At 51.3% G+C, this 15,602-nt stretch carries 11 protein-coding genes, 1 tRNA gene, 1 other RNA gene and 2 pseudogenes; 6 read left to right on the forward strand and 9 right to left on the reverse strand.

Annotated features, from left to right (window positions below):
- Entirely contained in the window at positions 1-1,020 is a 1,020-nt protein-coding gene (gene dppB, locus C1P89_RS19925) for a dipeptide ABC transporter permease DppB (protein WP_000938855.1), read from the reverse strand.
- A gap of 17 nt (positions 1,021-1,037) precedes the next feature.
- Between dppB and C1P89_RS19930 the strand changes: the two genes are divergently transcribed.
- Complete coding sequence (locus C1P89_RS19930; RefSeq protein ID WP_001300936.1) at positions 1,038-1,265, forward strand: hypothetical protein; 228 nt, start codon at positions 1,038-1,040, stop codon at positions 1,263-1,265.
- Between the two features lie 62 nt (positions 1,266-1,327).
- Here the strand turns inward: C1P89_RS19930 and dppA are convergent, their stop codons facing one another.
- From dppA to C1P89_RS19960, 6 genes are all read right to left on the reverse strand, one after another.
- Positions 1,328-2,935: a dipeptide ABC transporter substrate-binding protein DppA gene (gene dppA / locus C1P89_RS19935; protein ID WP_001222884.1), complete on the reverse strand. Its 1,608-nt coding sequence runs from the start codon at positions 2,933-2,935 to the stop codon at positions 1,328-1,330.
- Positions 2,936-3,679: 744 nt separating this feature from the next.
- Positions 3,680-3,813: non-coding RNA, RtT sRNA (locus C1P89_RS19940), on the reverse strand.
- Positions 3,814-3,847: 34 nt separating this feature from the next.
- Positions 3,848-3,924, reverse strand: a tRNA-Pro gene (locus tag C1P89_RS19945).
- Between the two features lie 91 nt (positions 3,925-4,015).
- Positions 4,016-5,707: a kdo(2)-lipid A phosphoethanolamine 7''-transferase gene (gene eptB, locus C1P89_RS19950; RefSeq protein ID WP_001269223.1), complete on the reverse strand. Its 1,692-nt coding sequence runs from the start codon at positions 5,705-5,707 to the stop codon at positions 4,016-4,018.
- Between the two features lie 323 nt (positions 5,708-6,030).
- The gene (locus tag C1P89_RS19955; protein WP_000189037.1) at positions 6,031-7,239 is read right to left on the reverse strand and encodes an L-lactate MFS transporter; all 1,209 of its coding nucleotides are present in this window, start codon (positions 7,237-7,239) and stop codon (positions 6,031-6,033) included.
- Between the two features lie 228 nt (positions 7,240-7,467).
- Positions 7,468-8,166 (reverse strand): autotransporter outer membrane beta-barrel domain-containing protein, encoded by a 699-nt coding sequence (locus C1P89_RS19960; RefSeq protein WP_005143917.1) that lies wholly within the window; start codon positions 8,164-8,166, stop codon positions 7,468-7,470.
- Between the two features lie 157 nt (positions 8,167-8,323).
- Here C1P89_RS19960 and tag point away from each other — a divergent pair, with 157 nt between their 5' ends.
- Together tag and C1P89_RS19970 are read left to right on the forward strand one after the other, a co-directional pair.
- Positions 8,324-8,887, forward strand: coding sequence for a DNA-3-methyladenine glycosylase I (gene tag / locus C1P89_RS19965; protein WP_000438953.1), 564 nt, complete (start codon positions 8,324-8,326; stop codon positions 8,885-8,887).
- Positions 8,884-9,324, forward strand: a complete 441-nt coding sequence (locus C1P89_RS19970; RefSeq protein WP_000617478.1) for an N-acetyltransferase — start codon at positions 8,884-8,886, stop codon at positions 9,322-9,324. The genes tag and C1P89_RS19970 overlap by 4 nt, the downstream gene beginning before the upstream one ends.
- On the opposite strand, the pseudogene bisC reads toward C1P89_RS19970, so the two are convergent.
- Positions 9,293-11,543 (reverse strand): annotated as a pseudogene (gene bisC / locus C1P89_RS19975) (biotin sulfoxide reductase). The gene C1P89_RS19970 and the pseudogene bisC sit on opposite strands and share 32 nt — an antisense overlap.
- Positions 11,544-11,768: 225 nt before the next feature.
- On the opposite strand from bisC, the pseudogene C1P89_RS19980 reads away from it, so the two are divergent.
- From C1P89_RS19980 to ghrB, 3 genes and pseudogenes are all read left to right on the forward strand, one after another.
- Positions 11,769-12,926, forward strand: a pseudogene (locus C1P89_RS19980) (IS3-like element IS600 family transposase).
- 118 nt (positions 12,927-13,044) lie between these two features.
- Positions 13,045-13,704, forward strand: coding sequence for an OmpA family lipoprotein (locus tag C1P89_RS19985; RefSeq protein WP_000747633.1), 660 nt, complete (start codon positions 13,045-13,047; stop codon positions 13,702-13,704).
- Between the two features lie 103 nt (positions 13,705-13,807).
- Positions 13,808-14,782: a glyoxylate/hydroxypyruvate reductase GhrB gene (gene ghrB, locus C1P89_RS19990; RefSeq protein ID WP_000805015.1), complete on the forward strand. Its 975-nt coding sequence runs from the start codon at positions 13,808-13,810 to the stop codon at positions 14,780-14,782.
- 49 nt (positions 14,783-14,831) lie between these two features.
- Here the strand turns inward: ghrB and C1P89_RS19995 are convergent, their stop codons facing one another.
- Positions 14,832-15,542, reverse strand: a complete 711-nt coding sequence (locus C1P89_RS19995) for a DUF3053 domain-containing protein (protein WP_000190516.1) — start codon at positions 15,540-15,542, stop codon at positions 14,832-14,834.
- Between the last annotated feature and the right edge of the window lie 60 nt (positions 15,543-15,602).

Genomic DNA, 15,602 nt, shown 5'->3' on the forward strand with positions numbered 1-15,602 from the left:
TTACTTCTTATGACGAATACGCGGGTTCACCACGCCGTACAGCAGATCGACCAGCAGGTTGACGAGGATAATCATCGTCGCCACCAGCAATACGCCGCCCTGCACTACCGGATAGTCGCGGCGTTGCAGTGCGTCAATCAACCAGCGTCCCAGACCGGGCCACGAGAAGATGGTTTCGGTCAGAATCGCCCCCGCCAGCAATGTTCCCACCTGCAGGCCGATAACGGTCACTACCGGCAGCATCGCGTTACGCAGCGCATGGACGATAATCACCCGCATGCGGGTCAACCCTTTGGCGCGCGCGGTGCGGATGTAATCTTCACCCAGCACTTCCAGCATCGAAGAGCGCGTCATACGAACGATAACCGCCAGCGGGATAGTACCCAGCACAATAGCCGGTAAGATCATATGGGCAACGGCGTCGATAAAGTTGCCATCTTCACCCCAGATGGCGGTGTCGATCAGCATAAAACCGGTTAACGGATTGGAGTCATCGAGGAACACCATATCGCTCACGCGACCGGAGACGGGCGTCAGGTTCCAGTGCACCGAAACCAGCATGATCAGCATCATGCCCCACCAGAAGATCGGCATCGAGTAGCCGGTCAGCGCCAGGCCAACTGCAGTGTGATCGAAAATGGAACCGCGTTTAACCGCAGCCAGCACACCAACCGGAATACCGACTGCCGTAGCAAAAATCATCGCGCAGACGCCAAGTTCCAGCGTGGCCTGAAAGCGCGGCACGAACTCTTCCCATACTGGAATTCGGCTTTTCATTGAAATGCCTAGATCGCCGTGCATTACGCCCCAAATGTAATGGAGATACTGCTGCCACATCGGTTTATCTAAGCCGAGTTCAGCCAGCAGCTGCGCGTGACGCTCAGGGGAGATCCCGCGTTCGCCTGCCATGATCATCACCGGATCGCCCGGGATCATGTGGACAAAGGCAAATGTGAGAAGGGTAATACCGATAAACGTGGGGATGACGAGTCCCAAACGTCGGAGAATAAACTGCAACATAACCCGGATTCTCTATAGTGACCCGCAGCCTGGAACTGCGTGTCTGTATTGCTCACAAATCAATTCCCGCCCTTATCGGACAGGGAATGAAGTATTGCTGCCGGATGGCGCTGCACGCAGAGGCACAGCGCCACCGGGTATACAGATTGTTGACAAAGTGCGCTTTGTTTATGCCGGATGCGGCGTTAACGCCTTATCCGGCCTACAAAATCGTGCAAATTCAATACATTGCAGAATTTTCGTAGGCCTGATAAGCGGAGCACATCAGGCAGTTTTGCCTTTGCCATCAGTCTTGTATGGCTTTTAATTATTCGATAGAGACGTTTTCGAAGTGATGTTTGCCTAATGGATCAACCACATAGCCTTTGACTTCTTTGCGTACCGGTTCAAACACGGTGGAGTGAGCGATGATCAGTGCCGGAGTCTGATCGTGCATCACCACCTGCGCTTGCTTGTACAGTTCAACGCGTTTGTTATGGTCGTCGGTAGCACGCGCCGGTTGAATCAGATCTTCAAACGGTTTGTAGCACCATTTTGAGTAGTTAGAACCTTGTTCAGAGGCGGCGCAGCTGAACAGGGTGGCGAAGAAGTTATCCGGGTCCCCGTTATCGCCAGTCCAGCCCATCATTACCGTCTGATGTTCGCCATCTTTCGCACGCTTGAGGTACTCACCCCATTCGTAGGTGACGATTTTGGCCTGCACGCCCACTTTCGCCCAGTCTGCCTGAATCATCTCCGCCATGCGGCGAGCGTTCGGGTTATACGGACGTTGTACCGGCATCGCCCACAGGTCGATGGAGAAACCTTTTTCCAGACCCGCTTCTTTCAGCAAGGCTTTCGCTTTTTCAGGATCGTAGGTGTAATCCTGAACGTCGTCGTTATAGCCCCACATGGTTGGCGGGATCAGGTTTTTCGCTGATACACCCGCGCCCTGATAAACCGCTTTGATGATCGCGTCTTTGTTCACCGCGTAGGTCAGTGCCTGGCGAACTTTCACGTCATCCAGCGGTTTTTTCTGCACGTTATAGGAGAGGTAGCCGACGTTCAGCCCCGGCATTTCCATCAGGTTGATGGATTTATCCTGCTTCATGCGAGCGATGTCTGCCGGGTTCGGGTACGGCATCACCTGGCATTCATTCTTCTGCAATTTCGCGTAACGCACGGAAGCATCAGGGGTAATAGAGAAAACCAGCGTATCGATCTGCGGTTTGGTGCCCCAGTAGCCATCAAACGCTTTGTAGCGGATACGGGAATCTTTTTGGTACTGCTGTAACTGGAACGGACCGGTTCCGATTGGGTTGAGGTCCAGTTTTTCCGGTGTACCGGCTTTCATCATCGCATCAGCATATTCTTTTGACAGAATAGAGGCGAAGTCCATTGCCAGATCAGCGAGGAACGGCGCTTCCGGGCGAGTCAGTACGAACTGAACTGTGTTGTCGTCCACCTTTTTCACTTCACTGATCAGCTCCGGCAAGCCCATGCCTTCGAAGTATTCGTAGCTGCCGCCAGAGACTTTATGGTACGGGTTTTGCGCGTTTTTCTGACGGTCGAACGAGAACACCACGTCATCGGCGTTCAGTTCACGCGTCGGTTTGAATTCTTTATTGTCGTGCCACTTCACACCTTTACGCAGATGGAAGGTATAGGTTTTACCGTCTTCGCTGACTTCCCACTTTTCAGCGAGGCCCGGGATCACTTCAGTGGTGCCGATTTTAAATTCAACCAGGCGGTTATAAAGCGGTACGGAAGAGGCGTCATAGGTGGTGCCGGAGGTAAACAGCTGCGGGTTAAACCCTTCCGGAGATCCTTCTGAGCAATAAACCAGAGTTTTAGCCTGAACACTTGCTGCGACGGTCATAGCCACCAGGCTGAGACCAAGCTTCAGCATCCCTGACTTTTTCAAGGAAATACGCATTATTCTGCTCCAATTGTGATGTTTGTTGTTTTAACCCTTTGCAGTGGGTTGTCGCTGCCTGACCTTTTTTGTTTTTTGCCCGGTCGGGTCAACGTTATGAGGTGGGGATGCCGTACTAATTAACATCAGTGTAACAGTGCGGATCCTCCATAAAATGCCCCTCGTGACCTACAATCTGTCAACAGAATGTGAAAACGTCAATACAGCCAACCGGGATTTACACCAACGGTGAGAATCCACAAACAAAGATTAAAAAAACTTCAAACAGCTATTTGCAGCAGAGAAATTTGTGCTACTCCAACATAACCAGAACAATCAGCTTAATATTTAGCAACATTTGGTGATTAAGTTTTATGCATTTAATGAAAAAAATCTGAGGAAAAGGTGGATATCTGAGCGATTAATACCATGAACGCTAAAACGCACAGCGGAAAATGCCAGCGCCAGCCATAAGTAACGCAAAAAAAGATTTAAGCAAATATAAAAAAAGACAATGGTTTCTGTCACAAATCCGTTAATGGATAGTGAGATATGGGGCGCAAAGTTGGCAGGAAAATGTGTGGTGTGTTGGTCGAATAAGGCGGTCGCGCCGCATCCGACAATAAATGCGGTGCCGTTGCCTGATGCGACGCTGGCGCGTCTTATCAGGCCTACGTCGAGTCGAACCTCCCTGCCCCCGGAGGTTCTCATCCTCATGAGCTACAAATGCAAAAAAGCCTGCTCGTTGAGCAGGCTTTTCGAATTTGGTCGGTGATAGAGGATTACTCGCCACTTCGTGGCTCGCCCTGCGGGCCGTTGCTGGCGCAACGTTCTCTCGCTTCGCTCGAGTCGAACCTCCCCGCCCCCGGAGGTTCTCATCCTCATGGGCTTCAAATGCAAAAAAGCCTGCTCGCTGAGCAGGCTTTTCGAATTTGGTCGGTGATAGAGGATTCGAACCTCCGACCCCTTCGTCCCGAACGAAGTGCGCTACCAAGCTGCGCCAATCACCGAATGCGGGGCGCATCTTACTGCGCAGATACGCCCTCGTCAATCCCTTAATAGCAAAATGCCTTTTGATCGGCGAGAAAGTCAGCAGGCCTCTTAGTTAGCCGCTGCCTCTTTTGTCTGCGGGATGTGACACCAGTTGTTGTTTTCGTTAATTCCACCATCCGGTGAAGTATAGCCAAGACAACCCATGATGGTGTCGTACAGCTCTACGTGACGGCGTGGCACTTTCATGTCGGCTTCTTTTTTCAGCTGCGCAAACGCCTGCGCATTGGCCGGATTTTCCAGATATTTATCTGACATCCAGACCATCATCGGTACGCGGAACTGCTCCGGCGGTGCCAGTTCACGCGGCGTGCCGTGCAGGTGCTCGCGTTCATTAATTGACTCACCGTGGTCAGCTGCGTAGAACACAATCGCTTTCTTATCGCGAACCTGATCAATCACGCTGGAGATAAAGTGATCCACATAGGTCACCGAGTTGTCATAGGAGTTGATCATCTGCGCTTTGGTACAGCCGCTATCAACACCAATACATTCCGGCTTCCACTGCGCGAAGCTACGCGGATAACGCTGGGTGTAGTTAAAATGCGAACCTTTGGTATGCAGAATGATCAGATGCTTACCATCCGGGTTGCGCCCTAGCGATTGCTGCATTTCGTCTACCAGCAACATATCATCTACCGGCTTGCCACGATTACGTGGCTCCGCACCAATCTGCTCACGATAAGCAATGTTGTCCGCCATCGTGTTGCTGTAGAACCACATTTCGCTCTGCATAGCGTAGAGGTCAGAACTGAATCCTAACTGCTTCAGAACCGCGAAAATGTTCTGTTCTTTTAATGTGCGCTGCGGATTATCTTCCGCGCCCCCCTGACGTACAAACATGCAACGCAGTGAGAGTTTGGTTGCGGTATCACAGGAGTAACCACGGAACGCCGCCAGATTTTTCTCCTGGGCCAGTTTCGGCGTGGTATTACGCTCATAGCCGAAAATACCCATATGGTCCCAACGCGTGGTTTCACCGATGATAAACACGACATAAGTATCATCAACGTTTTGTGGAGCCTGGTATGTAAACTTCTTCGCCGGATTAAGCAATGAATTATTATCGGAAGATTCATCGACCCGCGCCCAGGCATACAGCCCCAACGCAGAAAGCCAGTTTGATGGCAGATAAGAGTTCGCTACGACACCGCCATAACTCGGCAAATCAACGCCGGTCGCCCTCTCCACTTTCTTCTGCTGGATATCCAGCAAACGAATCGGTGCCCAAACCATAATACCCGCCAGTACGACGACCGCCAGGCTGCGAATACGCTGCCCTGGGGTTCGCAGTTGTCGGAGCAAGGTGTAGCGACAGCGGTTATTCCAGATAAGGATAAGAGGCAATGCACTAACGGCGATTAACCAGAGAATAAAGTTCAGACCAACAACTTCTTTTGACAGGTCGATATCGGTGGTCATGACGGAAGCGATGATGCCATAACCAATGACCACATTAAGGAAGGTCATGTAATAGCTGGCACCTGCGGAAAAGAGCACCACCAGCGACGCCAGAATACGCCAGCTGCGGCGGCCAAACAGCGATAGAAGACGTAGTAAAAAGAAGGTCACCAGTACGGTGGCGGCCAGTTCAACAACAGCAGAAACGCCTTTCCAGACGGTAAAATCGTGCGCATAGCTGCCGAAGCGGCGATAAAAAACCGCGCCATTCATAAAAAGGCCAATATAGATTGCAAGCAAAAAGCTCAGCTTCTGCTGTGTAATCGATTTGATGTATCTCATGCAAACAAACCCTGGACAAACAGGTGATAACACCCTGCTTAACGGCTTTTCAGGCCCGGCAGGGGAAAAGTGCGGAGGTAGTCAGATAAGTAAAATCTACACGCGCGAATAAGTAGACCACAGCAAAGCGAAAAAGTGTGGGGAAAGAGTGTGCATGAAGCACAAATTTACAAAAATGCAAGTTTGAAAAGAGACTTTAGCGTTACAAAAAGCAGTAAAAAGGGCCAGTTAACTGGCCCAAATTTTACGAGTCATTGTTTATACATTTCGTTGATGCGTTTGATGCACACGGAAGCTGAAGCCCAGTAGCTCGCGGCTGAGCATTAAAGGGAGCCATGCGCCTCACGCAACATTTTCTGCTCTGGCTGACGAATCGTCGTAGAAAGCGCCAATGACAGAATCAGCAGGGCGAAAATCACGTAGAAGGTCACATAGAAACCGCCAAACAGTGAGGCGATAATCGAACCAAAAATGCTACCGATACCGAAACCGAGGTAAATCACACCGTAGTTTTTCGCCAGGTTATTGAGGCCGAAGAACTCACTGACCAGTGATGGAAAGACGGTAATAGTGCCGCCAAAGTTAAATGCCACGCAGGCAATCGCTGCAAAGAACGTCACTGCATTTAATGGTGCAAACAGCAGGGCCGCCATACCCACCAGCGAAATCACCTGACCAATGGTGATAACACGGATACGGGCAATTTTGTCAGACAGAATGCCCAGCACCAGACGACCTGAAAGGTTAGCGATGGAAATAACCGTTACTGCATTGGCTGCGGAAACCACATCAAGGTGTGCCAGACTTTGGGCGATATCTTTCGCTACCCCAATCACGTACAGGCCGCTCATGCAGGCAGTCAGGAACATTACCGCTAACATCCAGTACTGCGGTTTACGCATCGACTCTGCCAGCGTGTAATCTTTCTCCACCACACCATTGCTGGTTTTCACTTCCTGTTTTGGTGCGTCTTTCATTAACGTTGCGCCGAAAACAATCATCACCAGCGCAATCGCTCCCCAAATCACAAATGTTTTTTCCAGACCCACCGTTTCGAGCAGCTGCGTGTCGATAAATTTGAAACCCAGGCTACCCAGACCATAAGAACCGATAGCGAACGCGGAGATCAGACCTTTACGCTCCGGGAACCACTTCACGCAGTTAGAGAGCGTCAGCAGGTAACCCGCGCCATCCGCCAGACCGACCAGCACACCGGCGCTTAACCACAGCATCATCAGGTTGTTGGAATGCGCGGTCAGGAAGAAGCCTAATCCCAGCAAAATGCCGGAAGCCATGGTGACGCGTTTAACGCCAAAACGTTCCTGTAATTTGCCCGCAACAGAAGACGAAATTGCCAGCCCCAGACTTAACAAGCCGAAAGAGAAAGCGACCTGGCTTACCGGCGCATCCAGCTTGGCGGAAAGCGCGCCATTAAACAGGCTCCAGGTATAAACCGACCCCAGCGCAAACTGGGTAATGATAGTACCGATGAGTGTCAGCCAGCGGGTACGCTGATAATTTGAAGGTGTCATGGCAGTATTCCTGCAGTAATAAAAAGGAAAAATCTCTGCCGACAACCATAACGAAGTGCACTTTATGCCTGGGGAAAAACGGCATGAAATGCCATCAGAACGGAATGAAATGCCTTAGTTCAGGAATGAATGACGCGACAATTATTCACCAAATTTATTATTTGGTAAGTTAGCACCCACTATCGCCACAATTATTGTTATTTAATGGTTTCAATTGTGACTATTACGTTAAAATCTGGCGCTAACCCCCATCGTATACAGATAGTCGCTATTATTAGTGGTATTTTCTGCCTGAGTTAGCGCGGCATAGGCGGCAATATTTTGATTGAGCAACATATCAGCGCCTACGGTGACATCCAGCCAGTTGCCGTTCTGGTTTGTCGCCGTCATCCGGCTCAGGCCTGATTGCGCCTTCCAGATATTCTCGCCAAATTGCTGGTTATAGCTGATTTGCGCCCAGGGTCGGAGATCGCCAAGCCGGGAGTCAACACGCCAGCCTAAGGTACTCACGCTGGCATGCCATAACGGATCGGTCTGCGTGGTAGTACTGTCGCCAAACTCGTTATACATCGAGGTGGTTGTGCCATCGTAATGTAATGCCGCGACCGGGCCGGTTGTAACCTGTTCATATAAAGGAAAATTCCAGCCCATACTCATACTGCTGGTCACATCCACAGGAGTTTCTTCCGCCAGATTGACTTCCAGTCCCAGCGCCCTTTGGCTACTTTGAATACGTTGCGACAAAATATCGTTGTAATTAGGTTGATGATCACTATCCCAGGTGTAACGCTCTGTGGAATGTCCGGGTTGCGTATCAACGATATATTCTTGTTGCCAGGCGTAAGCTGTGTTGAGAAAAAAGGCACTGATTACCACGCTCGCCAGCAGGCTTAGCTGCCAGCGACCACCGCTTTTTTTTATGATCATTAACACGACTCCAGGGAAGAGCCGAATTCGGCAATATTATTGTCATTGTATGAAGGATATCGGGCATAGTAGCCCTGTATTAAATATTGACTTTTTCACCGATGCGTCAAGAAAAGCGGCTGAAATTTTTACGATCGGGTACATAGCGAGGGAAAGTATGGAACGTTGCGGCTGGGTGAGTCAGGACCCGCTTTATATTGCCTACCATGATAATGAATGGGGCGTGCCTGAAACTGACAGTAAAAAACTGTTCGAAATGATCTGCCTTGAAGGGCAGCAGGCTGGGTTATCGTGGATCACCGTCCTCAAAAAACGCGAAAACTATCGCGCCTGCTTTCATCAGTTCGATCCGGTGAAGGTCGCAGCAATGCAGGAAGAGGATGTCGAAAGACTGGTACAGGACGCCGGGATTATCCGCCATCGAGGGAAAATTCAGGCAATTATTGGTAATGCGCGGGCGTACCTGCAAATGGAACAGAACGGCGAACCGTTTGCCGACTTTGTCTGGTCGTTTGTAAATCATCAGCCACAGGTGACACAAGCCACAACGTTGAGCGAAATTCCCACATCTACGTCCGCCTCCGACGCCCTATCTAAAGCACTGAAAAAACGTGGTTTTAAGTTTGTCGGCACCACAATCTGTTACTCCTTTATGCAGGCATGTGGGCTGGTGAATGATCATGTGGTTGGCTGCTGTTGCTATCCGGGAAATAAACCATGATTCGGGAAGCGCAACGTTCAGAACTCCCCGCGATCCTCGAACTGTGGCTGGAAAGTACAACCTGGGGGCATCCCTTTATAAAAGCGAATTACTGGCGTGACTGCATTCCGCTGGTGCGGGATGCCTATCTTGCCAACGCGCAAAACTGGGTCTGGGAAGAGGACGGTAAGCTTCTCGGTTTTGTCAGCATTATGGAAGGCCGATTTCTGGCAGCAATGTTTGTCGCACCGAAGGCCGTCAGACGCGGTATTGGTAAGGCGCTGATGCAGTATGTGCAGCAGCGCTATCCCCATCTGATGCTGGAGGTTTATCAAAAAAATCAACCGGCGATAGATTTTTACCGTGCGCAGGGTTTTCACATTGTCGATTGCGCATGGCAGGATGAAACCCAACTACCCACCTGGATTATGAGCTGGCCGGTGGTTCAAACGCTGTAAGTGTCAGTTCCGGACCGTTGTATTTTTCCAGCCATGCCAGCGCCGTATTACCCGCACAGCCATTCCCCAGCCGCGAGCTGGGGAGATCTTTGGTCAGCACGTTCACTGCGCCGTTTTTACAAATACCGTCAGCGGTTAAATCCAGATCCGGCCATGCCCCTTCGTGAATGCAAATCACGCCAGGTTTAATTCCCTCGCTAATGACCGCTCCGGCAAGGATCTGCCCACGGGAGTTCCACACCCGCACCATATCCCTTCGGTTATGCCGCGCGCCTGAGCATCGTCAGGATGAATGGTGACAGGCTCACGGTTTGCTACCGCGTACAATTCGCGCAGAGAACTGTAATTCAGCTGGCTGTGCAGGCGGTGCGCCGGATGGGCAGAAAGTACCTGCAACTGTTCTGGTTCGGCATTGCCCTGCCATTCGTCCGGCTCCAGCCACATTGGATGCCCAGGGCAATCCGGGTAACCGTAATCGGCAATACGCTGTGAGAAGATTTCAATCTTGCCGCTGGCGGTTTTTAACGGATGCGCCAGCGGATCGCGGCAAAAATCAGCGAAGCGAATAAACCGCTCGCTGTCCGGGTTTTCCGGCATCTCAATTAACTGGTTGGCTTGCCAGAACTCAGCAAATGGCGGCAATTCAACCTGCTGGCTTGCCCCGCGCTGCCGGGCAACGTTATAAAACGTTTCCAGCCATTGCAGCTGACTTTTTCCTTCCGTAAACCGCGCATAGCCGCCCTTCTCCCAACGTTCACTCAACTCGGCAAAAACATCAAAATCATTACGCGCTTCATAGCGTGGCGGCACCACTTGCTTCATCGGCACCAGATGCTGATTACTGTAATCACCGGTCATGGTGAGATCATTACGCTCAAAAGAGGTAGTCGCAGGCAGAACGATATCCGCGTGTTTCGCCGCCGCCGTCCAGAAGCATTCAGAGATCACCACCAGCTCCGGTTTTTGCCAGGCACGGATCAGACGATTGGTATCCTGATGATGAGTAAAGTTGGCACCGCCCGCCCACCAGATAAAACGAATATCCGGGAAATGTCGGTTCATACCGTTGTGTTGATATGCGCCACCAGGGTTTTCCAGTGCTTCAACAATGCGGGCAACAGGGATTTTATCCACCGCATCGCAGCCACCCGGCAAGCTGCCCTGCATGGAAGAGAGCACCGCAGAACGCCGCGTGGGGTTACCACCATTGGCAAAATGGTAAGAAAGACCAAAACCGCCGCCGGGTGTGCCGATTTGCCCCAACATTGCTGCCAGCGTGACGATCATCCAGTGTTTTTGCTCACCAAACTGTTGGCGCTGCATTCCCCAGCCTGCCATCAGCATGGTGGTATTTTGGTGGAAAATAGCCGCCAGCTGGCGGATTTTCGCTGCGCCAACACCACAAATCTCTGCTGCCCATTCGGCGGTTTTCGCTATTCCGTCACTCTCGCCCAGCAAATAAGAGGCGAAGACGGCATAACCTGTGGTGCAACGCGCCAGAAACGCTTCGTCGTGCCAACCATTTTCCACCAGCGTATGGGCGATCCCCAGCATCAGCGCAACATCGGTGCCCATGTGCGGTGCCACCCACTCCATTTTATCGCCAAAGAAATCGACGGTTTCCGATCGCATTGGATCAATGCAGATCAGCTTTTTCCCACTGTCACGCAGTGCGGAAAAGTAAGAAAGCCCCTGCTCATCGGATGCATTCCACGCAATTTTCAGCGTATTGAGTGGGTTAGCACTCCACAACACCACGACATCGCTATGTTCCAGCACCAGCGGCCAACTGGTTTGCTGTTGATAAACTTCGCTGCCACCTACGACATACGGCATGATCGCCTGTGCCGCACCGGTCGAATAATCCCCAGATGCCCGGTATAACCGCCTGCCAGCGCCATATAGCGTTGTAATAATGTCGAGGCCTTATGCAGCACGCCGTTTGAACGCCAGCCGTAGGAACCAGCAAAAATCGATGCCGGACCATAAGCCTCACGAATGCGTTTATGTTGTTGGTGAATAAGATCCAGCGCCTCATCCCAACTCACGCGAACAAATTCATCCTGCCCACGAATGCCTTGCGGGTTTTCCGGTGACGCGAGAAAGCCTTTGCGCACCATTGGAAATCGTACCCGCGTATTGCTGTGAACCTGGTCGCGAACCGCGCTCTGCAAGGAGTTTTCCATTCCTGTGGCTAACGCGCCACGCGAGCTAAACACGGTTTCGCCGTCGGTTTCAACCAGCATGGGCCCCCAGTGGGCGGCAGTCAGAACGGAATATCGTGAGGATGAGTTGGCCAAACCGAAGACTCCTGAAAGGTTAGATGTATTGAGCAGTTAAATATTACTTACAAATTTCCGAGTATTCCCAGGAATAATCTTGAGGTAGCCTGAGTTTAACGGACACTCCTTCCTGAAATAGAATGGCATCAGAAGGAGCTAATAATGAGCAGAAAAACCCAACGTTACTCTAAAGAGTTCAAAGCCGAAGCTGTCAGAACGGTTCTTGAAAATCAACTTTCGATCAGTGAAGGCGCTTCCCGATTATCTCTTCCTGAAGGCACTTTAGGACAATGGGTTACCGCCGCCAGAAAAGGGCTCGGTACTCCTGGTTCCCGCACGGTGGCTGAACTGGAATCTGAAATTCTGCAACTGCGTAAGGCGTTAAATGAAGCTCGCCTTGAGCGAGATATATTAAAAAAAGCAACAGCGTATTTTGCACAGGAGTCGCTGAAAAATACGCGTTAATCGAACAATGGGCGACAACAATTTCCCATTGAAGCGATGTGTCAGGTATTTGGTGTATCCAGGAGCGGTTATTACAACTGGGTACAGCATGAACCCTCAGACAGAAAACAAAGTGATGAGCGGCTAAAACTGGAGATTAAGGTGGCACATATCCGCACTCGCGAAACATATGGAACCCGGCGGCTCCAGACGGAGCTGGCAGAGAATGGCATCATTGTTGGTCGTGACCGACTGGCACGTCTTCGTAAGGAGCTAAGGCTACGCTGTAAGCAGAAACGCAAGTTCAGAGCGACTACGAACTCGAACCACAATCTGCCAGTTGCGCCAAATCTGCTGAACCAGACGTTCGCTCCTACAGCACCAAATCAGGTCTGGGTGGCGGACCTGACGTATGTTGCCACACAGGAGGGATGGTTGTACCTCGCTGGCATCAAAGATGTTTATACGTGCGAAATTGTCGGCTACGCCATGGGAGAGCGCATGACAAAAGAGCTGACAGGTAAAGCCCTGTTTATGGCGCTCAGGAGCCAGCGCCCACCTGCCGGGCTAATCCACCACTCTGATCGAGGTTCACAGTACTGCGCATACGATTACCGGGTCATACAGGAGCAGTCTGGTCTGAAAACATCAATGTCGCGTAAAGGTAACTGTTACGACAACGCTCCGATGGAAAGCTTCTGGGGAACGCTGAAAAATGAGAGCCTGAGCCACTATCGTTTTAATAACCGGGATGAAGCCATCTCAGTAATACGGGAATACATTGAGATTTTCTACAATCGTCAGCGTCGTCACTCTCGTCTGGGGAATATCTCCCCGGCAGCCTTCAGGGAAAAATATCATCAGATGGCTGCTTAAAAAAAGAACAAATGGTAGTGTCCGCTATTGCCAGTACACCTCATCTTCATGTTCACGCGGCATAATCTCCCGCCACGGAACCCGTGGCAAAGAATAAAAAGGTTATTAAGGATTAACAATGAAGAAACGTGTTTATCTTATTGCCGCCGTAGTGAGTGGCGCTCTGGCGGTATCTGGCTGCACAACTAACCCTTACACCGGCGAACGCGAAGCAGGCAAATCTGCTATCGGCGCAGGTCTGGGCTCTCTCGTGGGCGCGGGTATTGGTGCGCTCTCTTCTTCGAAGAAAGATCGCGGTAAAGGCGCGCTGATTGGCGCAGCAGCAGGCGCAGCTCTGGGCGGCGGCGTGGGTTATTACATGGATGTGCAGGAAGCGAAGCTGCGTGACAAAATGCGCGGCACTGGTGTTAGCGTAACCCGCAGCGGGGATAACATTATCCTCAATATGCCGAACAATGTGACCTTCGACAGCAGCAGCGCGACCCTGAAACCGGCAGGCGCTAACACCCTGACCGGCGTGGCAATGGTGCTGACAGAGTATCCGAAAACGGCGGTTAACGTGATTGGTTATACCGACAGCACGGGGGGTCACGACCTGAACATGCGTCTCTCCCAGCAGCGTGCGGATTCCGTTGCCAGCGCGTTGATCACCCAGGGCGTGGACGCCAGCCGCATCCGTACTCAGGGCCTTGGCCCGGCTAACCCAATCGCCAGCAACAGCACCGCAGAAGGTAAGGCGCAAAACCGCCGTGTAGAAATTACCTTAAGCCCGCTGTAATCCCTTTCATGCCAGGTGATGCAGAAATCACCTGGCATTCTTCAGTTTTCCTTCATCATATTTCAGGCTAAGGTGATCGCCTTATCAGTGAATGGAGAGAAGCATGAAGCCGTCCGTTATCCTCTACAAAGCCTTACCTGATGATTTACTGCAACGCCTGCAAGAGCATTTCACCGTTCACCAGGTGGCAAACCTCAGCCCACAAACCGTCGAACAAAATGCAGCAATTTTTGCCGAAGCTGAAGGTTTACTGGGTTCAAACGAGAATGTTGATGCCGCATTGCTGGAAAAAATGCCGAAACTGCATGCCACATCAACGATCTCCGTCGGCTATGACAATTTTGATGTCGATGCGCTTACCGCCCGAAAAATTCTGCTGATGCACACGCCAACCGTATTAACAGAAACCGTCGCCGATACGCTGATGGCGCTGGTGTTGTCTACCGCTCGTCGGGTTGTGGAGGTAGCAGAACGGGTAAAAGCAGGCGAATGGACCGCGAGCATAGGCCCGGACTGGTACGGCACTGACGTTCACCATAAAACACTGGGCATTGTCGGGATGGGACGGATCGGTATGGCGCTGGCACAACGTGCGCACTTTGGCTTCAACATGCCCATCCTCTATAACGCGCGCCGCCACCATAAAGAAGCAGAAGAACGCTTCAACGCCCGCTACTGCGATTTGGATACACTGTTACAAGAGTCAGATTTCGTTTGCCTGATCCTGCCGTTAACTGATGAGACGCATCATCTGTTTGGCGCAGAACAATTCGCCAAAATGAAATCCTCCGCCATTTTCATTAATGCCGGACGTGGCCCGGTGGTTGACGAAAATGCACTGATCGCAGCATTACAGAAAGGGGAAATTCACGCCGCCGGGCTTGATGTCTTCGAACAAGAGCCACTGTCCGTAGATTCGCCGTTGCTCTCAATGGCCAACGTCGTCGCAGTACCGCATATTGGATCTGCCACCCATGAGACGCGTTATGGCATGGCCGCCTGTGCCGTGGATAATTTAATTGATGCGTTACAAGGAAAGGTTGAGAAGAACTGTGTGAATCCTCACGTCGCGGACTAAGCCGCGACTGCGTGAAGTAAAGCCCGATAATCGCTCGGGCTTTTACTCTTTATTGGGTTGCAGTAACTGCTGTAGTCCAGGCCTGATTAAACGCCTGATGTTGTGCCGGTAATGGCGCAATCAGTTTGTTATATTCACTTGCCTGCTGTGAAGTCGGGAACTGGATGCCATTTGCGACAAAGCTCACCTGAGTACCTTGCTGAGCAATGTAGTCTCCAACCATCACCAGTTGTTGCGTGAAAGTTTGTGCCGCCGGAATCAACGGTTGCAATGCATCAGCTGGCGTCGTTACCACTTTGGTGAATGCCTGATCAAATACCGGTTTCAGGTCATCGCTCTGTTTTAGCGCAGAGTGCGCAGCATCGGCCTGCAACTTCGCATTTTGCAGTTGTTGCGCCAGCACACCCAGCGAACCATTCATTTCACGCAGCGGACCGCTTTGCGTAACGTAATCCTGCGGTACGCGAATTGCGTTAACGCTGTCTACGACCGGGCGCAGACCAGAATCCATCGCCTGATTCACCTGCTGAGAATAACCATACAGAATCGCGTAATCAGAGACAAAAGGACCAAACTGTTTTTTCTGATCGGCAGTCAGGGTTGGTAGACGTTCACCGCTACGCATCACTGTATTCTGCAGGAAGTCGATAAACGCTTTACGCTGATCGCCTTCTTTATCAAAACACCCACTCAGGCTAACTACCATTAATAACGCCGCAAGAGGCGCAAACCAGCGAGAGCAGGACTTTCCTGTCGCCATTTTCTTACTCCTTTCACCCAAAAAAAGCGCACAACGACACACGCGTGTCTGACGTGACAA

The organism is Shigella sonnei (assembly GCF_002950395.1).
In the GTDB taxonomy this organism is placed as follows: Bacteria; Pseudomonadota; Gammaproteobacteria; order Enterobacterales; family Enterobacteriaceae; genus ECMA0423.